The organism is Caminibacter profundus, from assembly GCF_054657155.1.
The window spans coordinates 337,613-358,372 of record NZ_BAAHXC010000001.1; the positions used below are offsets into that span (position 1 = coordinate 337,613).

21 protein-coding genes and 1 pseudogene are annotated in these 20,760 nt (G+C 29.4%); 15 read left to right on the plus strand and 7 right to left on the minus strand.

The annotated features are described in order from the left end of the window. Positions 1 to 4: 4 nt before the first annotated feature. Positions 5 to 406, plus strand: coding sequence for a YchJ family protein (locus ACYQ1U_RS01745; RefSeq protein WP_459883576.1), 402 nt, complete (start codon positions 5 to 7; stop codon positions 404 to 406). Here the strand turns inward: ACYQ1U_RS01745 and recR are convergent. Next, complete coding sequence (gene recR, locus ACYQ1U_RS01750) at positions 390 to 959, minus strand: recombination mediator RecR (protein ID WP_459883578.1); 570 nt, start codon at positions 957 to 959, stop codon at positions 390 to 392. The genes ACYQ1U_RS01745 and recR overlap by 17 nt on opposite strands. Positions 960 to 1,024: 65 nt before the next feature. Between recR and msrB the strand changes: the two genes are divergently transcribed. Next, positions 1,025 to 1,396 (plus strand): peptide-methionine (R)-S-oxide reductase MsrB, encoded by a 372-nt coding sequence (gene msrB / locus ACYQ1U_RS01755; RefSeq protein WP_459883580.1) that lies wholly within the window; start codon positions 1,025 to 1,027, stop codon positions 1,394 to 1,396. Positions 1,397 to 1,813: 417 nt separating this feature from the next. Here msrB and ACYQ1U_RS01760 read toward each other — a convergent pair whose 3' ends face one another. Further along, positions 1,814 to 3,130 (minus strand): malic enzyme-like NAD(P)-binding protein, encoded by a 1,317-nt coding sequence (locus ACYQ1U_RS01760; RefSeq protein ID WP_459883582.1) that lies wholly within the window; start codon positions 3,128 to 3,130, stop codon positions 1,814 to 1,816. A gap of 176 nt (positions 3,131 to 3,306) precedes the next feature. On the opposite strand from ACYQ1U_RS01760, the gene ACYQ1U_RS01765 reads away from it, so the two are divergent. From ACYQ1U_RS01765 to mrdA, 11 genes and pseudogenes are all read left to right on the plus strand, one after another. Further along, positions 3,307 to 4,056 (plus strand): TatD family hydrolase, encoded by a 750-nt coding sequence (locus tag ACYQ1U_RS01765; RefSeq protein WP_459883584.1) that lies wholly within the window; start codon positions 3,307 to 3,309, stop codon positions 4,054 to 4,056. Beyond that, positions 4,053 to 5,054, plus strand: a pseudogene (locus ACYQ1U_RS09195) (lytic transglycosylase domain-containing protein); the annotation flags it as partial. The gene ACYQ1U_RS01765 and the pseudogene ACYQ1U_RS09195, both read left to right, overlap by 4 nt. A 355-nt stretch (positions 5,055 to 5,409) precedes the next feature. Further along, positions 5,410 to 6,102, plus strand: a complete 693-nt coding sequence (locus tag ACYQ1U_RS01775) for a septal ring lytic transglycosylase RlpA family protein (protein ID WP_459883586.1) — start codon at positions 5,410 to 5,412, stop codon at positions 6,100 to 6,102. After that, entirely contained in the window at positions 6,103 to 6,672 is a 570-nt protein-coding gene (gene hisB, locus ACYQ1U_RS01780; protein ID WP_459883588.1) for an imidazoleglycerol-phosphate dehydratase HisB, read from the plus strand. It begins immediately after the preceding gene. Positions 6,673 to 6,831: 159 nt separating this feature from the next. Beyond that, complete coding sequence (locus tag ACYQ1U_RS01785; RefSeq protein ID WP_459883590.1) at positions 6,832 to 7,332, plus strand: KdsC family phosphatase; 501 nt, start codon at positions 6,832 to 6,834, stop codon at positions 7,330 to 7,332. A gap of 29 nt (positions 7,333 to 7,361) precedes the next feature. Beyond that, on the plus strand, positions 7,362 to 7,811 hold the full coding sequence (locus tag ACYQ1U_RS01790; protein WP_459883593.1) for a hypothetical protein: 450 nt from the start codon (positions 7,362 to 7,364) through the stop codon (positions 7,809 to 7,811). Next, positions 7,811 to 8,257: a lipopolysaccharide transport periplasmic protein LptA gene (gene lptA / locus ACYQ1U_RS01795; RefSeq protein WP_459883595.1), complete on the plus strand. Its 447-nt coding sequence runs from the start codon at positions 7,811 to 7,813 to the stop codon at positions 8,255 to 8,257. The genes ACYQ1U_RS01790 and lptA overlap by 1 nt, the downstream gene beginning before the upstream one ends. Then, positions 8,257 to 8,841 (plus strand): ribosome biogenesis GTP-binding protein YihA/YsxC, encoded by a 585-nt coding sequence (gene yihA, locus ACYQ1U_RS01800; protein WP_459883597.1) that lies wholly within the window; start codon positions 8,257 to 8,259, stop codon positions 8,839 to 8,841. Before lptA ends, yihA begins: the two co-directional genes overlap by 1 nt. After that, entirely contained in the window at positions 8,825 to 9,283 is a 459-nt protein-coding gene (locus ACYQ1U_RS01805) for an N-acetyltransferase (protein ID WP_459883599.1), read from the plus strand. The genes yihA and ACYQ1U_RS01805 overlap by 17 nt, the downstream gene beginning before the upstream one ends. Further along, positions 9,280 to 9,660: a hypothetical protein gene (locus tag ACYQ1U_RS01810; RefSeq protein WP_459883601.1), complete on the plus strand. Its 381-nt coding sequence runs from the start codon at positions 9,280 to 9,282 to the stop codon at positions 9,658 to 9,660. Before ACYQ1U_RS01805 ends, ACYQ1U_RS01810 begins: the two co-directional genes overlap by 4 nt. Further along, a complete protein-coding gene (gene mrdA / locus ACYQ1U_RS01815) occupies positions 9,642 to 11,420 on the plus strand; it encodes a penicillin-binding protein 2 (RefSeq protein ID WP_459883604.1) in 1,779 nt (592 codons plus the stop codon). Before ACYQ1U_RS01810 ends, mrdA begins: the two co-directional genes overlap by 19 nt. A gap of 14 nt (positions 11,421 to 11,434) precedes the next feature. Here mrdA and ACYQ1U_RS01820 read toward each other — a convergent pair whose 3' ends face one another. The 5 genes from ACYQ1U_RS01820 to dnaG are packed head-to-tail and all read right to left on the minus strand — an operon-like array spanning position 11,435 to position 17,414. After that, positions 11,435 to 12,781: a sodium ion-translocating decarboxylase subunit beta gene (locus tag ACYQ1U_RS01820; RefSeq protein ID WP_459883606.1), complete on the minus strand. Its 1,347-nt coding sequence runs from the start codon at positions 12,779 to 12,781 to the stop codon at positions 11,435 to 11,437. A gap of 3 nt (positions 12,782 to 12,784) precedes the next feature. Then, positions 12,785 to 14,578: a biotin/lipoyl-containing protein gene (locus ACYQ1U_RS01825; protein ID WP_459883608.1), complete on the minus strand. Its 1,794-nt coding sequence runs from the start codon at positions 14,576 to 14,578 to the stop codon at positions 12,785 to 12,787. Beyond that, positions 14,575 to 14,814, minus strand: coding sequence for an OadG family protein (locus tag ACYQ1U_RS01830; RefSeq protein ID WP_459883610.1), 240 nt, complete (start codon positions 14,812 to 14,814; stop codon positions 14,575 to 14,577). The genes ACYQ1U_RS01825 and ACYQ1U_RS01830 overlap by 4 nt, the downstream gene beginning before the upstream one ends. A 40-nt stretch (positions 14,815 to 14,854) precedes the next feature. Next, positions 14,855 to 15,814 (minus strand): argininosuccinate synthase domain-containing protein, encoded by a 960-nt coding sequence (locus tag ACYQ1U_RS01835; RefSeq protein ID WP_459883613.1) that lies wholly within the window; start codon positions 15,812 to 15,814, stop codon positions 14,855 to 14,857. After that, positions 15,792 to 17,414: a DNA primase gene (dnaG, locus tag ACYQ1U_RS01840; RefSeq protein WP_459883615.1), complete on the minus strand. Its 1,623-nt coding sequence runs from the start codon at positions 17,412 to 17,414 to the stop codon at positions 15,792 to 15,794. Before dnaG ends, ACYQ1U_RS01835 begins: the two co-directional genes overlap by 23 nt. Before the next feature lie 157 nt (positions 17,415 to 17,571). Between dnaG and ACYQ1U_RS01845 the strand changes: the two genes are divergently transcribed. Both ACYQ1U_RS01845 and purL read left to right on the plus strand, forming a co-directional pair. Continuing rightward, complete coding sequence (locus ACYQ1U_RS01845) at positions 17,572 to 18,510, plus strand: tetratricopeptide repeat protein (protein WP_459883617.1); 939 nt, start codon at positions 17,572 to 17,574, stop codon at positions 18,508 to 18,510. A gap of 38 nt (positions 18,511 to 18,548) precedes the next feature. Further along, positions 18,549 to 20,753: a phosphoribosylformylglycinamidine synthase subunit PurL gene (gene purL, locus ACYQ1U_RS01850; protein ID WP_459886364.1), complete on the plus strand. Its 2,205-nt coding sequence runs from the start codon at positions 18,549 to 18,551 to the stop codon at positions 20,751 to 20,753. Positions 20,754 to 20,760 lie beyond the last annotated feature (7 nt).

Sequence of the window (20,760 nt, forward strand, 5' to 3'; positions counted from 1 at the left end):
AGAAATGAAAATATCTAAAAACTCAAAATGTCCATGTGGAAGTGGAAAAAAATATAAAGAGTGTTGTTATAGATTTCATAAAGGAAGTAATCCAAAAAATGCACTTGAACTTATGAAAAGTAGATATTCAGCATATGCAGCTCAAAATGCAAATTATATAATAAAAACTACTCATAAAAACTCACCTCATTTTGAAAAAAATAAAGATGAATGGATAAAGTCTATTAAAGAATTTAGTAAGAGTGAATTTAAAAAGCTTGAGATTATTGAATTTGTTGATGGTGAAAATGAGGCATTTGTGGAGTTTAAGGCTTTTATTGATGATTATGTAATGAGAGAAAAAAGTAGGTTTATAAAAGAAGATAAATGGTACTATGTTGATGGAGAGTTTAAGAATTCATTTTAAACCTAAGTTTAATAGCCTTTGCAAGTGAATTAACATCAATATTTTCAAAATGAACGCCGGTTGGGACTCCTTGGGCAATTTGAGAAAACTCAATATTTAAATCTTTTAATTTATCTTCAAGAAAGAGACACCTAGCCTCACTTTCTACTGATGGAGGGAAAGCAAATATAATTTCTTTTATATTTTTTTCTTTAATTAAGTTTCTTATTTTTTGAATATTTTCATCATCTAAATGGCTTAGTACAAAATAGTACCCAAAGTAACTACCACTTTCTTCAATAATCATTATATCTTTTGGAGATTCTACAATTGCTAAAGTTTTGTCTCGGTTTGGGTTATCACAAATATTACATATTTCATGCTCACTGAAATTTCCACAAATTTCACACTCTTTAATGTTAGTTATGACTTCTTCTATAGCATTAATAAGTTTTAGTGCTTTAAATTTGTCTTTTGCAAGACTAAGTGCTAAGCGAGTAGCAGATTTTTTGCCAAGACTTGGCAACTCTTCAAAAGCTTCTATTAGATTATTTAGCGAATTTAAATCTTTCATTTTACTCCCATTTTAGATAAAATTTATCTTAAAGTAAGTAAATGAAATTATATCAAAGGATGGATATGTGTGATTGCAAAAATAAATTAAGTGAATTTGAAAAGTATGTAATATGTGAAAAAGGAACAGAACCAGCATTTAATAATGAATACTGGGATAACAAAAAGCCAGGAGTGTATAAGTGTAAATGCTGTGAAGAAGTACTTTTTAGTAGCGAGCATAAATTTGATAGTGGCACTGGATGGCCAAGTTTTTATATGCCAATTGGCAAGGTTTTAGAAGCACCTGATTTTAGTGGAGGTCTAATGAGAATAGAGGTTATGTGTGCAAAATGTGGAGCACATTTAGGACATCTTTTTGGTGATGGACCAATGCTAACAGGACTGAGATACTGTATAAATTCTATAAGTTTAAAATTTGAACCAAAATATTTATAGAGTAAAATTATTATGTTAATTTTATTTTAAATTTTTTATATTTATATCAATCGTAAGCTACCCGCCCTAAAGGGTGATGGTTTCGGCAGTGGTTGTTAAAATAAATCCTTAATTTTGAGATTGTAATTTTTTCGCATAAAAAACTTCGAAAATAAAGAAGTTTTAGATAAATTTAATATTAGAAAAATTGTGGTTTATATAATTTTGGTTTGCATTGAATCTTTTATTTTTATAAAACATCAATTTTTAAGAGTTTTTTCAACCTTCAAATAGTATTAATGATTTTAAAACTTCACATCTAGTTTTTTCTTTACTTTGTGTTTATCTTTGCTGTATGTATATTACTTAAATTTTCTTTAACAAAAATCAATTTTTATCTTAAGTTTTTAAAAGAGGCCCAAAAGGGCATATAGGGGATTATTCTGCGTAGTAATCAATTCCTTCTTTTTCTTTTAGCATTTTAATTAAGTGCTCTTTATAACCTTCTATCCATTTGTCTACATCATCAACTTTAATTCTTGCAACACCACTTTCAATTGCTGCTCTTGCAACTGCAACTGATTCATCAACAAATACTCTTCTGTCAAATGGTTTTGGAAGGATGTAGTCTTTTCCAAATTTTAAATCAGCTCCACCATAAGCTTCTTTTACATATTTTGGAACTGGTTTTTTAGCTAGATCTGCTAATGCATAACAAGCTGCTATTTTCATTTCCATATTTACAGCTTTTGCGTGAGTATCAAGTGCACCTCTAAAGATGAATGGGAATCCTAATACGTTGTTTACTTGGTTTGGATAGTCACTTCTACCTGTTCCAATATATACATCTGGTCTAACTTCAAGAGCAAGTTCTGGTTTAATTTCTGGATCTGGATTTGCAAGAGTTAGAAGTAATGCATTTGGATTTAAAGTTTTTACCATGTCTTGAGTAATGCAGTTTGCAACAGAGTTACCAACGATTACATCAGCACCTTTCATTGCATCTGCAAGAGTCTCAAGATTCTCATCAACCGCCCAAGGTTGTTTGTATTTATTTAAATCACCTCTTTTTGTAGTAATAGGACCTCTACTATCAGTTAGAACCATATTTTTAATTCCAAGAGCTTTATACATTTCTGCTGCTGCAATACCAGCTGCACCTGCACCGATTACTACAACTCTAATTTCATCAAGTGTTTTACCTGTTAATTCACACCAGTTAATAATTGCTGCTGAAGAGATAATAGCAGTACCATGTTGGTCATCGTGGAAAATCGGAATATCACATCTAGCTTGAAGGTCTTTTTCAATATCAAAACATTTTGGTGCTTTAATGTCTTCAAGGTTTACTCCACCAAATGTTGGAGAAATTGCTTCTACAATTTCAACAATTTTTTCAGGGTCTCTCTCTTTTAGCATAATATCGTATGCATCAATGTGAGCAAATTTTTTAAATAGAACAGCTTTTCCTTCCATAACTGGTTTACCTGCTACTGGTTTTAAAGTTCCAAGCCCTAAAACTGCAGTTGAATCAGATACAACAGCTACAAGGTTTGCTTTGTTTGTGTAAGTGTAAGCTAAATCTTCGTCTTTATCAATTTCAATACACGGAATTGCAACACCTGGAGAATATGCAATTGATAGGTCTCTTGAATCTCTTACAGGTTTAGTTACTTCAATTGCGATTTTACCAGGGACTGGTTTTGCATGATATTCTAACGCTTCTTCATTTGTAAATGTTGGTCTATTTGCCATTACAGCTCCTTTTTTTGTACAATTATATTTAAAAGTTACAATTCTTTACAAATTAATGAATTTTATTTTATATTTCTGTTACGAAAAGAAACGAATTTATTTAAGTGAAAAGTTAAAAAGCCTGCCCGACCATTATAAAATGGTCTGGGTGAAAAATTAAAAGTTAAAGGTTATAAATGATTATAGATACACATACTCATTTAGATAATGTAAAATTCAAAGAAGATGTTGATGAAGTTATAAAAAGAGCAATAGAAAATGGAGTAAAAAAATTTATCATACCAGCAGCTGATCCAAAAGATTTACCTAGAGCAATTAAGCTTGCCGATAAATATGATGAAATTTATTTTGCAGTAGGAGTTCATCCGGTTGATATAGATAAATATGATGATAAATTATTAATAGACTATATTGAACATCCGAAATGTGTAGCAGTTGGTGAAATTGGTCTTGATTATCATTGGGTAAAAGAACTACAAAAGAGACAGAAACAGATTGAGTATTTCCACAAGCAAATTGAAATTGCAAAAGAATATAATAAGCCAATAATTGTTCATATTAGAGATGCGACAGAAGATAGTATTAAAGTGATAGAGTCTCATCCTGAAATAAAAGGAGTATTTCATTGCTTTAATGCAGCAGAGCAACTTCTTAAGTTTTCAGATAGGTTTTATTATGGGATAGGTGGAGTAATTACTTTTAAAAATGCAAGAAAACTTATTAACGTATTTCCAAAAATACCAAAGACAAGAGTAGTTATTGAAACTGATGCTCCTTATCTTACACCTCATCCTTTTAGAGGTAAAAGAAACGAACCAGCATATACTACATATGTAAGAGATAAAATTACAAGTCTTTGGGAAGTAGATGCAAAAGAAGTAGAAAATATTACAACTGACAATACAAAAAGGCTTTTTAATATATGAAAAAATTAATTATTTTCTTTTTTATTTTATTGAATGCTGAGGTAATTACTAATAATAACGCAAAAGTGCTTAGGTCTTTAAATATTGATGAGAGTTTTTTGTTAAACTCAAAATTACATATTAAATATAAAGAATATTACAAAAGAAAAAAGCACTATTTTTTTAATATACTTGAGAATGGGTTTAATTTATTGCCTGTAATAAAACAAGAGATATTGAGTTCTAATATTCCTAATGAGCTTGTATCAGTTGCTATGGCTGAGAGCTATTTTGCTTTAAATGCAAAATCTCATAAAAAAGCAATTGGGCTTTGGCAATTTATGCCGGCAACCGCTAAGAGATTTGGACTTAGAATTGATTACTATGTAGATGAAAGAAAAGATCCTGTAAAATCAACTAAAGCGGCAATTGAATATTTAAAATATCTTTATAACTTTTTTGGCAAGTGGTATTTGGCTATTATGGCATATAATGCAGGAGAAGCAAGAGTTGTTGAGGGAGTAGTTAGAGCAAAAGTAGATAAGCTATGTATTATGAAAGGAAAAGATTGTAAAAAAGATACTAAAATCAAACAATATAGAAAAATTATAAAAGAATATCAAAGAAAAGGAAAGAGAGCTTTTGGTAAACTTTATAAAATATATAAAGAATTAAAATATATAGATATAACACTTAATGATTTGTTAAGGTTTCAAAAAGGACTTAAAAGACAATATATTCCAAAAGAGACAAGAGAATATATATTAAAAGTAATAGCTTTGAGTTTTCTTTTAAATAATGATGAATTTATAAAATATTCAAACACATATGTATTAAATAGCGGTGTAACACCTTTTTTTAATAGAGTAACAGTTCCTCCTGGGACTTCATTATATTATTTATCAAAGTTTTTAGATATAGATTATAAAAGTCTAAGAGCTCACAATATGCATCTAAAATATCCTTTCACTCCTCCATATAAATATTATGTATATATTCCTTATCAAAAATTAGCTTATTTTAAGAGTAATTTTAGAGGGAAAGGAAGATATATATATGTGTATAGAGTAAAAAAAGGAGATACTTTATTTAAAATTGCTAAACGTTTTGGAATAAAAGTAAAAGTAATTAAGGATTTTAATAGACTTGGAAAATTTTTAAGAGTAAATCAAAAATTAATAATTCCTCTAAATGAAAAGTTTGTACAATATAAAGTAAAACCTGGAGACACTTTAAGTAATATTGCTAAGAAGTTTGGTGTATCTTATAAAAAAATTCAAAAAATTAATAATATAAAAGGAAGTTTTATTAGAGTTGGTCAAGTTTTAAAAATCCCTCAAAGACTTTGAAAAATAGATTATAAAGTAGGGAGAGATGAGGTTTATAAGAAAACATATTAAAAAAGTTTTTAGTTTAGTAATAACATTATTTTTAGGATGTGCTAGTAGAAGTTATAATACAACTGTAAATACATCCGGTTTGCATCCAACTAAAAAGCCATATGTGATTAATGGAAAGGTTTATTATCCTCTAAATAAAGTGCCTATAGGCTGGACTCAGCGCGGAATTGCGAGTTGGTATGGGCCGAATTTCCATGGAAGATATACTAGTAACGGTGAAATTTATAATATGTATGCTTTTACAGCAGCTCATAAAACTCTTCCTATGAATACTATAGTAAAAGTTCAAAATCTTAATAATGGAAAAAGTGTTATTGTTAGAATAAATGATAGAGGACCTTTTGTGAAAGGTAGAATAATTGATTTAAGTTATGTTGCAGGAAAAAAAATTGGACTTGATGTTGTAGGTACTGCTCCTGTAAAACTTACTGTTTTAGGTTTCAAAGGAAAAAATTATGTTAGTGGATATAAAGTTCAAGTAGGTGCTTTTATAAATGAAAAAGGAGCTAAGAAACTATCTAAAAAATACCAAAAATTAGGATATAATACTGTTGTCATAAAAAGCTTTAATTTTTATAAAGTATATATTACAGGATTTAAGAGTTATAAAGAAGCTAAGAGGTTTATGATAAAAAATAAAATAAGTGGATTTGTAATAGGAGATTAAATGAGAGAGATAAAAAGAGAGACAAAAGAAACAAAAATAGTAGTAAAAGTTGATATAAATGGAAGTGGAAAAGCAAATATCTCAACAGGAGTAGGTTTTTTTGACCATATGCTAGAAACCCTTGCAAAACATAGTGGTATTGATATTGAAGTATTTTGCGAGGGTGATATTTATGTGGATTATCATCATACTGTTGAGGATGTGGGAATTGTTTTAGGAGAAGCTTTAAATCAGGAAGTTTTTCCTGTTAAAAATATTGAGAGATTTTCAAATGCTATATGTATACTTGATGAAGCAGCAGTTGAGGTTAGTTTAGATATCGGAGGAAGACCTTATTTAGTATATGAAATGCCAAGGGACGGAGCAATTAGAGATTTTGATTTGGAGCTTATTGAAGAGTTTTTTAAATCACTTGTATTTAATTTTAAAATAGCAGCTCATATAATTTATAAAAGAGGTACAAATAAACATCACATAGTTGAAAGTGCATTTAAATCATTTGCGGTTGCATTAAGAAGAGCATTGTCTTATAGAGAGAGTGGAGTGCCTTCTACAAAGGGAGTTATATGAGGCTGGTAAAGGGTTAGTAAAGGTTAATAAAGGTTATAAAGGCTGTAAAGGTTAGTAGAGGTTGGAAGGGTTAGTAGGGGTTATCCCCTAAAACCTCTAATATCTTTATTACCTCTATTACCCCTACAACCTCTAAAACTTACTTATAAAAGGTTTGAAATGATAGAACTTATTGTAATAGATGTTGATGGAACGTTAACTGATGGTAAGATTTATTATGCAAATAGTGGTGAAGAGATTAAGGCTTTTAATATAAAAGATGGGCTTATGATCAAATCATGGAATAATCTTGGTAAAAAAAGTGCTATTATTACAGGAAGAACTTCTAACATAGTAGAAAAAAGAGCAAAAGAATTAGATATTCAATTTGTAAGACAAGGTATAAGAAATAAGGCTTATGAGCTTAAACAAATAGTAAATGAACTTGGTATTAGCTTAAATGAAGTTGCTGTAATTGGGGATGATATGAATGATTTGTCAATGATGAAACTTGTTAAAAAAAGTTTTGCACCTTCTAATTCAAATCCTTATATTTATAATTATGTTTCACATCCTCTTAAAAATAAAGGTGGGGAAGGTGCAGTAGCAGAGATGATAGAAATTTTATTAAGAGAAGAAAACTTATTTGAGAAATTTTTGGAATTATGGGAAAAAAATTAATTTTTTTTATAATTTTTATGATTATTGTTATGATTTATCCAATATATGAAAGCAACCAACCAAAAATAAAAGCTTTTGTAGATAAAAATATTACTCCAACAGTTATAGACAATGGAGAGTATTTTGTATATGATACAAACCTTATAAAGAGAGGAAGCTTTAAAAAACTTGAAGTTTTAGGAAAGGAACTAAGAGCGTTTGATTTTTATCTTTTTGACTTTGTAAAAAAAGAATTGATAAAAGCAAAGCTCATTAATTATCAAAAACCTATCTTAAGTGGAGTAGATGTTTTTTATAAAACATGGGAATATAATATTTTTACTAAAAATGCTACATATAATAGGCAAACTTGTGTGTTAAAAGGAGGCAGGTTTAAGATTGTATCAGAATCTTATATAGGTTTTGGGGATAGTTTTTTAGTAGATAAAGAAAAAAATGTTTATGCAAAGAATATTGATTATTTTTTAAAGGTTAAATAATGAAAAAATATATATTGATTTTTATTACGGTTTTTTTAATGGCTCAAGATTTGAGAGTTAGAAGTCAAAATTTTATATATGATTCAAAAAAAATGGTTAGTATTTTTAGTGGAGATGTAAATGCAACAAGAGGACAAGATAATATTTTAGCAGATAAAATGTATGTGTACTTTAATGAACAAAAAAAGCCTATAAAATTTGAAGCTTTGCAAAATGTAAAATTTATTTTGAGTTTAGACAAAAATTCAACCTATAAAGGTAAATGTAATAAACTGACATATTTAATAAAAAGTGGGGATATTATTTTAAAAGGAAATGCATTTATTAAAAGAATAGAGACAAATGAAAGCATAAGCGGTGATTTAATTAAAATAAATCGCTATACAAAAGATATAAAGGTAAGTGGAAATAAAAAACCAGTAAATATTATAATAAAGGTAGACTAATGAAAGTAAAATTTTTAAAATCAGCGCCTAGTATTAAAGAAGCGATAGAACCGAATTTTACAGAAGTTGCATTACTTGGTAGAAGTAATGTAGGAAAAAGTAGTTTTTTAAACTCTTTTACAAATCAAAAAATTGCAAAAGTATCTCAAACTCCTGGAAAGACAAAACTTATAAACTTTTTTGAGGTTGAAGATACAGGTAAAAAGTATGTACTTGTTGATTTGCCTGGGTTTGGATATGCTAAAGTTTCAAAAAGTATGCTAAAAGAGTGGGGAAAAAATTTAGATGAATTTTTAAAAAAGAGATTCAATATAAAGCTTTTTATTCATTTAAGAGATGCAAGGCATCCTGACTTGGATATAGATAATAATGTAGATGAATATTTAAAAAGTTTTTTAAGGAATGACCAGCAAATTCTTACTGTTTTTACAAAAATTGATAAATTAAAACAAAGTGAATTTGCAAAACTTAAACAAAAATATCCTGATGCACTTTTTGTATCAAATCTTAAAAAAAGAGGGATAGAAGAAGTTAGAAAAAAAATAAATGAAATTCTTTGGGGTGAGTATGATAAAAATAGTTAAACCCACTCTTAAAAATATTATTGATATAAAAAGTGTATTAAAACCTTATGTAGAAGAGGGGATAATTTTAAATAGAGATGATGATGAGATAGCTACTAATATTCGCTCATATCAAATTTTATATGATGATAAAAAACCAATAGGAGTTGGGGCTTTACATATTTATTCTCCTTTTTTAGGAGAGATTCGCTCTTTAGCAATTGATAAAAACTACCAAGGAAAAGGACTTGGTAAAAAACTTGTAGAGAATTTAATTGAAGAAGCTAAGAATCTTGAATTAAAAGAAGTATTAGTTTTAACATATCAAAAGGATTTTTTTGAAAAACTTGGATTTATTGAGATTGAAAAAGAAGCAATTCCTGATAAAAAAATATGGGCGGACTGTATAAAATGCAAATTTTTTCCAAATTGCAACGAAATAGCTTTAATTACTTATTTGTGAAACTTGTTTTTTTATTTTTTGTTGTTATTTTAAATAGTGAGTTTTTATTTTTCCCTTTAGCTTTAAGTGTTGTTATTTATTGTGAGAGTTTATTAATAGGAGCTTTTTATTTAGGTCTTTTTTCTATAATGCATGGAATTTGGGGGATTAAAGCTTTATATTTGTTTAGTCTTTTTTTATTGTATAAGCTATTTGTATATCAAAGAATAGATAATCTATTAAATAAAACATATAAGCCGGTTGTTTCATCTATAATTATTTATATTTTGTTATTTCCTCTTTTCGGATTTAATAATTTTTACTTAATATATATTTTTTACAATATAGCATTTGATATTGCAATTATTAGGATTTTTAAATGCGAACCAACATTGTAATAGGAGTAATCTTTCTTTTTTTTACACTTTTAATTTATAGAGTATATAGTCTAAGTATTCTTTCTCACGAAAAATATGTAAAACTATCTCAAAAGAATATTATTAAAGAAATTCCTATTGCACCAATTAGGGGTATAATTTATGATAGAGACAATACTCCTGTAGCATTAAATGAACTTAGATTTAATTTGACACTAAAACCTCACTTAAAAGATACAGAATTAAATGCTACTATTAAAAACATTGCTGAGGTTATAGATATTAATAAAACTAAAGTTTTTTATACATATAAAAAGCAAAATTCTCCCTATAATCATAAACCAATTCCAGTTTTGAGATATTTAAGTGAAGATGAAGTATATAGAATTGAACCACTTCTATCTCAAGATACAAATATCAAATTCACACCTACGTATATTCGAAAATATCCATATAAAGAGTATCTTTCAAATGTTTTAGGATATGTTTCAAAAGCAAATGCAAAAGATCTACAGAGAAATAAAGTAATAGAACTTACTCAAATTTCAGGAAAAAGGGGTATTGAAAGGTTTTATGATGATATTTTGCAAGGAGTTTCTGGAGAGAAAAAAGTTATAGTCAATGCAAAAAATGAGATATTAAGTGTTTTATCTGTAAAACCTCCAAAAACACACTCAATTACACTTAGTATTGATACTAAGTTACAAAAATTTATTTATGACTTATTAAAAAAAGAGAATAAAAAAGGTGCAGTGATTGTAATGAGAACAAACGGAGAGGTTTTAGCGCTTGTAAGTTTTCCTAGTTTTAATAATAATCTTTTTGTAAAAGGAATATCTTTTAAAGAATGGAAAAGTTTATCCCATAATATCTATAATCCACTTTTAAACAAACCTGTAAGTGGGCTTTATCCACCAGGGTCTACTATAAAACCAGCAGAAGCTTTAATTGCAATTGCAAGCGGGAAATGGAACCCATGGAAAAAAATATATTGTCCAGGTTATATTGAAATAGGAAATAGGAAATTTAGGGATTGGAAAGAAGAGGGACAAGGAGAAGTTGATATATTTAAAGCAATAAAAAGAAGTGTTGATGTTTACTATTATAAAATGGGATTAAAACTAGGTATTGATTATATTGCAAAAAATCTTAGAAAAATGGGATTTGGAAGTAAAACCGGTATAGATTTACCAAATGAAAAAAAAGGAATTGTCCCAGATAAAGAGTGGAAAGCAAAAAGATTTCATCAGCCTTGGTTTATTGGAGAAACATTAAATGCTGTTATAGGACAAGGTTATTTTTTAGCTACTCCTCTTCAAGTTGCGGTCAATACTGCTTTAATTGCAAGTTCTAAACTTCCAAAACCTTTTGTAGTTAAAAAGATAGACAATAATATTACAAAACCTATTTTAAAAGATGTATTAACGTTAAAGGAAAAAAAGTCTCTTTGGATGATAAGAAAAGGTATGTGGGAAGTTTGTAATGCCCCAGGAGGTACTGCTACAAGACATATTCAAACAAAAATAATAATAGCAGGTAAAACAGGAACAGCTCAAGTTTATTCAATTCCTCAAGAAGTTAAAAAAAGAAAAAGAGAAGATGAACTTGCTTATTTTCATCGCTCTCACGCATGGCTTACAACATTTGGTCCTTATAAAAATCCTCAATTTGTTGTAACTGTTTTAATCGAACATGGGGGACACGGAGGAAGTGCAGCCGGAGGAATTATAAGTAAAGTATATAATTGGTTAGTAGACAATCGATATATAAAAATAAAATAAAAATAGGAAAAGTTTTAAAAAATAGAGATTAAGACTCCTGCTGCAACAGCTGAGCCAATTACTCCAGCCACATTAGGCCCCATTGCGTGCATTAATAAAACATTAGTTTTATCACTCTCCATTCCAACTTTATTTACGACTCTTGCAGACATAGGCACAGCACTAACTCCAGCTGCTCCAATTAATGGATTGATAGGTTCTTTTGAAAATTTATTCATAATTTTACCCATTATAACACCTGCTGCTGTTCCAATTGAGAATGCTACAAGTCCTAAAATTAAAATTCCTAAAGTTTCTGGGACTAAAAAATATTCTGCTGCAAGTTTCGAACCAACTGCAAGTCCTAAAAATATTGTAACAATATTAATTAATTCATTTTGTAAAGTTTTAGATAATCTCTCAACCACACCAGACTCTCTTATAAAATTACCAAAAGTTAATGCACCAATAAGTGGAGCTGATTCAGGCAAAATTAAAATTGTAAGTAATAGTACTATTAGAGGAAATAGCATTTTTTCTAATTTACTTACTTTTCTACCTGTTTTCATTTTAATTTTTCTCTCTTCTTCAGTTGTTAAGGCTTTCATAATAGGAGGTTGAATTACTGGTACAAGTGCCATATAACTATAAGCAGCAACTGCCATAGCGCCTAATAGCTCAGGGGCTAATTTACTTCCAATAAAAATTGTAGTAGGTCCGTCTGCACCACCAATAATTGCAATAGCTGCAGCTTGTTGCAAAGTAAAATCAAAAACTCCAAAATGACTTAAAAGCACTGCACCTACTAAAGTTCCAAAAATACCAAATTGAGCTGCTGCTCCAAGTAGTGCTGTTTTTAGTCTTGAGAGCAGGGGTCCAAAGTCAGTCATAGCTCCTACACCCATAAATATTAAAATAGGAAATAACTCATTGGCAATACCAGATTTGTAAAGTTCCCCTATAAACCCACCTTCACCAATAATATTAGCTAATGGAATATTTGCTAATAATCCACCAAATCCAATAGGTATTAAAAGGAGTGGTTCAAATCCTTTTGCAATAGCTAAATAAAAAAGCAAAAATGAAATACCTATCATAATAATGCGTCCAAAACTTTGGTGAAATTTACTTACTTTGTCGCCTTTTGCATTAGTTACATTATCTTGAGGATTTAAAAATGCATATATTCCTGTGGTTTTATAAAAGTTATAGAGTAGCTCTCCTAAACTTTTACTTTTTACTTTATCGTTTTTAGTAGTTTGAATTTGTGTTTCTTCAGTTTTGATGTTGTTTGAAGTAAAGTGTGAAACTGTTGCTAAAGCACTAAGAGGAATAATAAAAATACTAAGTGCTAATAAAAAAGATGTAATTTTATTTTTCATTTCTTACTCCATTGTAGCCAAAACTTGGCCTTCTTCAACAGTATCATTTACTTTAACAGCAATATGAGCAATTATTCCATCTTTTGGTGCTGGGACATCTATTTCCATTTTCATAGATTCAAGTATCATTATTTTATCTCCAGCTTTTACTTTATCTCCTGGGTTTACAACTATTTTCCATACTGTCCCAGGTACTGCTGCTTTAATTTCTGTCATACCAGGTGCAGATTCTCCTAACACATTAGGTTCTTTTATAGTTTCAGTTTCTTTTTTTTCCATTTGTGACTTAACTTCAACATTTCCTTCAGCAATTTCTACCACAAATTTTTCACCATCTACTATGACAGTATAAATTCCGCTACTTTTACTCACTTTTTCCTCCTCTATATCACTTTTTTTTCTTATCATTAATGGGCTTTCACCTTTTAAGAATGCAATACCTTTATCTCCACAAGATGCTGCAATAAAAATATTTTCTTCTGTAATTTCAATATTTTCTTCTTTTAATCTTTTTTTCCAATATGCAATAGATTTTGTCTCATCTCTATCAGCAATATCTAATGGATTTTCTGTAGTTGGTTCTAATCCCAGCTGTTCACTTGCTAGTTTTATAGTTTCTGGGTCTGGTTTAACAGGAGTTTTTCCAAAATACCCAAGTATCATTTTTCCATATCCTGGAGCAATTTTTTTCCAAGGACCAAACATTACATTATTAAATGCTTGTTGCCAATAAAATTGGCTAACAGGAGTAACACTTGTACCAAACCCACCTTTTTCTACAACTTCTCTCATTGCTTTAATAACTTCAGGGTATTTATGTAAAATTTTATTATCTCTCATCATTTGAGTATTTGCAGTAAGTGCTCCTCCTGGCATTGGAGAAAAAGGAATTAATGGACTAACATGAGTAGCTTCTGGTGGAATGAAGTAATCAGCTAAACATTCTTTCAATACTTCTTCATATTCTAATACTTTTTCCATATCAAGTCCGCCTAAATCATAAGGTTTACCTTTTACAGCGTGTAACATTGTAATGATATCTGGCTGACTTGTTCCACCACTAACAGGGGCTGCTGCTAAATCTATTCCATCTACTCCTGCTTCAAGTGCTGCTAAATAACAAGCTACACTAACTCCTGCAGTTTCATGAGTATGTAGTCTAATATGCACATCATTTCCTAAAAGTTTTCTAGCCATTTTGATTGTTTCATAAACTTTTTGAGGAGAGCTTGTACCACTTGCATCTTTAAATGCTAATGAATCAAATTCTATTCCTCTATCTAAAATTTCTCTTAATTTTTTTTCATAAAATTCAGGAGTGTGAGCTCCAATACATCCTGGAGGCAGGTCCATTATAGTGATAACTACTTCATGTTTCATTCCATACTTTTTGATACATTGAGAAGAGTACTCTAAATTATCAACATCATTTAATGCATCAAAATTTCTAACAGTGGTTGTACCATGTTTTGCAAATAGTTTTGCAAATAGATCAATAAGTTCTCTACTTCCTGTATCAAGCATTACAGTATTAATACCTCTTGCTAAAACTTGAAGATTAGCTTCTTTTCCTACTTTTTCTCTAAAAGCATCCATCATATCAAAAGCATTTTCTCTTAAATAGAAAAATAGACTCTGAAATCTTGCTCCACCACCAAACTCAAAATGATTTATCCCAATTTCTTTTGCGGCATCTAAAGCTGGTAAAAAGTCTTTCATCAATACTCTACCACCAAATACAGACTGAAAACCGTCTCTAAAAGTAGTATCCATTACATCAATGTATTTTTTTTTCATTTTTGCCTCTTTTTATAGTTTTTCATATGATGAATTGAAGCAGCAATTGCAGCTATTTTTTTTAATTTTTCTCTTTTAGAAGGTTGTGGTTTAGTTGAGGTTTTGTCTTCAAAACTTTTAGGAAAAAATTTTAAAAGTAACTTATATTGCAATTCTAATACAACAGACATTACATACAAAAATATAAATACAACCCCCATTCCTAATATCATATATTTAACGGCTTCTAATATCATCTTTTGTCCTTTGAATTCATATGGGGATGTGAAAAAAGTTTTAAATTAGATAATTTTTAAACTCATTTTTCTCTTTCTTTTTCCCTTGAAAAACTTCTGCAGAAATCTTTACATCTGCTTCATTAAATTTAGTATAACTTACCATCATATCAGCGGCTTTAATTTTAATTTCAATTGGAGCATTTTTTTGGATAAGTCCTACTGGACCTGGTTTATTAATAATAAACATTTTTTCAAAAACTTTGCCTTCATATTCTTTTAAAGTAGGGTTTTCATCTTTATTTCTTGAAATGATTATTTTATATCCATCTACATTGAAGTGGCGTCCTATTTTTAATATATTAATTTCATCTGGTGTTAGTGGAAGATATTTGTGATAATCTTTTAGTCTTTTTGAAAAGTTTATATCAGTTAAAAGACATCCTCCACCAGGTGACTCAAATCCTTCAAGATTATATTTTTTAGCAAGACTTAGTTGTACTTTTCTATCTCTTCCACTAATTCCAAATAACTTTTCTCTATCAACCCATCCTTTAATTTCTGGAATTGTAGGTGGTAATAACTTTGCACTAAGAGGTCTTAGAAGCAGGCCATTGGCTTCACTTAACTTGTTTACAGCATTAAGAGCCGGAAGTCTTTGACTCATAGGTCTTTGTCCAACCACTTCACCACTTATTATAAACTCTGCACCAGCCTCTGGCATATATTCAAGGGCCTTTTTAATCATAAACGCATGACAATCAATACAAGGATTCATGTTTTTTCCATATCCATATACAGGTGAAAAAAGAACCTTTTCTATATACTCTTTTTTTGCATCAATTACTTTGAAATCAATCTCAAGATTATCTGCTAATTTTTGTAAATGAAGAATTTTATCTTTATTTGCATCAAATCCTATATTAATATAAACACCTTCTACTTCTATACCTTGGTCTTGTATTATTTTAATAGCAAGTGCACTATCAAGCCCTCCGCTAAAAAGTGATATCGCTTTCAACTAAGTATCCTTTCTTTAATGAAATTAATTTTTTATTTAGCTCTTTTAGTAAATGCATTTTTTTATTGTTATCAATAGATGAATTGAGTTTAAGTTGTATTATTTTTTCTTGATAATATGGTATCAAAATTTTTCTTATTTGATTTTTTAATTTATCGTAATCTAATATTTTTATATCCTCTCTTAATACAATATCTAGAAGTTTTGTGTCGTTAAAATCTTCTTCATATACTTTTTGAAGTTCATATCTATGTGTTTTAAACATATCAACTGATAAATACTCTACAATTTCATTCATTAAATAAGGATTTTCATAAAGTGTTTTTATAATACTAGCCTCTGCAATATCTATTTTCTTTGATATATCTTTAGTTCTTGAGATTTTTTTACTTACTAATAAATAGTTTGGCGAAATTTGTAAAAATCTTGCTGTTTTAATTACAAAATCTTCTTTTAGAATTTCAGGCAATGTAGATATATATTCTCTAAACTCATCAATTGCTTTTTTCTTTTCTAATACATTTTTTATATCATATTTTTTTATAGTGAACTCTATAATAAAGTCTGAAAATGAAATAGAATTTTTAAAAAATTCATCTACATTTTTACCACTACTAATCAAATCTGCTGGGTCTAAATTTTCAGGAAAAAGCACAACCCCTCCATCAAAAAATTCACTAAATAAAAGCTTACTAGCCTTTAGTGCAGCATTTATTCCAGCACTATCACTATCATAGGCTATTAATACTTTTGGATTTATTTTTCTAAGGATTGGTAAATGATCTTTTGTAAGGGCAGTTCCAAGAGTAGCCACGCTATTTTCAAGACCTGCTTGATGTAGCATTATAACATCCATATACCCTTCAACAATTATTATTTCTTTTTTTCTTAAGATATGTTCCCTTGCAAAATTTAGTCCATAAAATGTTTTTGATTTATTGAATATTTTAGTATTAGTAAAGTTTATATATTTAGCAGGATGGTTTGTAATAGTTCTACCACCAAATGCAATTATTTTTCCACTTTGTGAAAAAATAGGAAAAGTAATTCTCTCTATTAGTCTTGGATACTCTTCATTTGTTAAAACTCCTAGTGTTATTAATTCTTTTTTATTTAGATTAGCATTTTTAAAAAATTGAAGTTGTGTTAGGCTATCTGGAGCAAAACCAAGTTGAAACTTTTCAATAGTTGAATCAAAAAGACCTCTTTTTTTTAAATATTCAAAAGCATCTTTTTTTTTATAAAGCTCACCTTTATAAAAATTACCCACTTTTTCTAACACATCAAGTGATAAAAAGTTTGAGTTTGTTGTGTATTCAAGTTTAACATTATAAAGACTAGCTAATTTTTCAATAGCTTCTTTGTAACTTAGCTTTTCAATTTCCATTACAAATTTTATAGCATCTCCGCTTACACCACATCCAAAGCAGTGATAAATTTGCTTCTCTGGAGACACTACGAATGAAGGGGTTTTTTCACTATGAAAAGGACATAAAGCTTTATAATTACTTCCAGCTTTTTTTAACTGAACATAATTTCCAATTACATCTACTATGTCAATTATACTTTTTAGATTTTCGATTGATTCTTGGGTTATCATGTCGCAATTATACTATAATAACATTAAAAATGTGGGTAATGGAAAATATAGGTACTGACTAAAACAAAAAATTTATACTCTTGTTGAGTGTATTTAGCCAGTGCTAAAATATACGTATTTCCTAGCTTAAAGTTTTAAGTAATACAATGGAGAAAAAATGGACTATAGAGACCCTCTTTTTAGTGTAATTGTATTTTTTTTAATAATATTAATTACTATTCTTTTGACACTTGGATTTGGAAAACTTAGAAGTTTTCTAAGGCAAAAAGAAATAGAAAACTTATTAAAAGAATTTGAATATGTAGAAATTGAAGATATGCCAATTGACAAGTATTCTATTAATGCTATTTTATTATTAGCTAGAGCATTTGAGATTAAAGGTGATTATGAAAAAGCGTTAAAACTTTATTTATTAATAGAAAAAAAACAACATTCAATTGAAATTTTAAGAAATATATCTTTACTTTATTATAAAGCAGGTTTTTTAGAAAAAGCAAAAAATATAATTTATCAAATTTTAAAAGTTTATCCAAGGGACATTGAATCACTTAGACTTTTAATTTGGATTGATGAAAAACTTGGAAATTATAAAGAAATAGTAGATATTTTGGAAGTATTTAATGAACTTGGAGTAGATTTGCCAAGAGAGAGAGCTAATGCAATATTTAAAATGGAAAATGGAAAATGGAAAATGGAAAGTTATTTAGAATTTTTAAAAAAATATCCATTTACAAGAAGAGAAGTTGTAGAGAAAATATTTTTAATTAATCCTAAAAAAGCTTATGAAATATTAGATGTTTATAGAGATTTGGATTTGTATTTTTATAGAAATGATATACCTGATATAGAAAAATTTTGTAATATTTTGGCTGCTAAAAAACTCAAAATTTGCACAAAAAAAGCACCTTTTGAGATAGAAGCATTAAAACACTTGCCTCAAAATCTAGCAGAGCTTGAATTTGAGTATTTGTGTGAGAATTGTAAAAAAGTGTTTCCTCTTTATTCAACAAGATGTCCAAATTGTCATGAGTTATTCTCTCATAAGCTTATTGTTAAACTTGCTGAGAAAAAAAATATTGAGAATATTGAATTTTAATGGTAAAATTCAAATAAAAAAGGTCTGATATGGGATTTATGGAAATTGATAAAAGTCAGCTTGATGAAATTTTAGCACAGCATAAATTAAGTAAAGATGATTATGAGCATATTGTAAAAATTTTAGGACGTGAGCCAAATTTAGTCGAACTTGGTGTTTTTAGTGCAATGTGGAGTGAACATTGTAGTTATAAATCAAGTAAAATTTATTTAAAAGGATTTCCAACATCTGCTCCTTGGGTTATACAAGGACCTGGTGAAAATGCGGGCGTAATTGATATTGGTGGAGGAATGGCGGCTGTATTTAAGATGGAAAGCCATAACCATCCAAGCTTTATTGAACCTTATCAAGGTGCAGCTACTGGTGTTGGTGGAATTTTAAGAGATGTATTTACAATGGGTGCTAGACCTGTTGCAAACCTTAATGCAATTAGATTTGCTGATATTAAAGGAAATGAGAGAAAAGCAAAACTTCATAGACATTTGCTTAGTGGAGTTGTTGCTGGGATTGCTGGATATGGAAACTGTGTTGGTGTGCCTACAATTGGAGGTGAGACTGCGTTTGAAGAGTGTTATAAAGGAAATATTTTAGTGAATGCATTTGCTCTTGGCCTTGCAAAACAGGATGAGATTTTTTATGCAAAAGCAGAGGGGATAGGAAACCCTGTAATTTATGTAGGAAGTAAAACAGGTCGTGATGGACTTGGTGGTGCTGTTATGAGTAGTGATAGCTTTAAAGAAGGTGATGAAGATCAAAGACCTACAGTTCAAGTAGGTGACCCATTTACTGAAAAATTATTAATGGAAGCGTGTTTAGAACTTTTTAAAACTGATTATATTATAGGTATTCAAGATATGGGTGCAGCGGGGCTAACTTCTAGTAGTTTTGAAATGGCAGGAAAAAGTGGAAGTGGGCTTAGACTGGATTTAGATAAAGTGCCAATGAGAGAAGAGGGTATGAACCCATATGAATTGATGCTTAGTGAATCTCAAGAGAGAATGCTTATTTGTGCAAAAAAAGGATATGAAGATAAAATTATTGAAATTTTCAAAAAATATGACCTTGATGCTGAGGTTATTGGTGAAGTTACAGATAGTGGAAATGTTGAGTTATACTGGTATGGTGAAAAAGTAGCTGAAATTCCAGTAGCTCCTATTACAGAAGAAGCACCTGAACTATGTCGTCCTGTTAAAGAGCCTGAATACTTAAAAACAATTAAAAATGTAGAAATACCAAAAGTTGATCCACAAGTTGCGTTTGAAAGACTTTTAGCTGAGAGTGAAGTTGTAGATAAAGCTTGGATTTATGAGCAATATGATTCAATGGTTCAAACAAATACGGTTGATACAAAAAGAGTTGATGGAAGTGTAATTAGAGTAAAAGAGAATGGAAGATATCTTGGAATGAGCTGTGACTCAAATGCAAGATTTTGTTATATAAATCCTCGTCTTGGAGCAGCTGCTAGTGTAATGGAAGCAGGGAGAAATATTGCCGTTAAAAAAATTAAACCTTTAGCAATTACGGACTGTTTAAACTTTGGAAATCCAGAAAATCCTGAGATTATGTGGCAATTTAAAGAGGCATGTGAAGGAATAAAGGAAGCATGTGTTGCTCTTAATACTCCAGTAGTTAGTGGAAATGTTTCACTTTATAATGAAAATGAAGGTGAGGGTGTTTATCCAACACCAGAAATTGCAATGGTTGGAGCAAGTGATGATTTTAGAAGCAGTGAATTAAAAAGTGAAGGGAATAGTATTTATATTTTAGGTGAGACAAAACCAGAATTTGGAGGAAGTTTATACTTAAAAGTATTTGGAGGAAAAGTGGCTGGAGTCCATCCTGAGGTTGATTTTGAAAAAGAACTTAAACTATGGAAAGTACTTGAGAGTGATTTGATTGAAAGCGCAAAAGATATAAGTACTGGTGGAGCTGCAATTGCTGCTTATAAATGGGCTTGTATTAGTGATAAAGGGCTTGAACTTAATATCAAAGTTCAAAACCCAGAAGATATTTTTGCTGAGAGTCTTAGCCGTGCATTTGTAGAAATAAAACTAGAAAATGAAAAAGCATTTGAAGAACTTTGTGAGACACAAGGAATTTATTTTGAAAAAATAGGTCGTGTTGGTGGAGATAAAATAAAAGTAAATGAAGCTCAGATAGATTTAAATAAAGCAAAAGACATTTACTTTAACACTTTCCCAAAAATTATGCAAAATATCCACGATTTTGCTGATGATATATAAAAGGTGA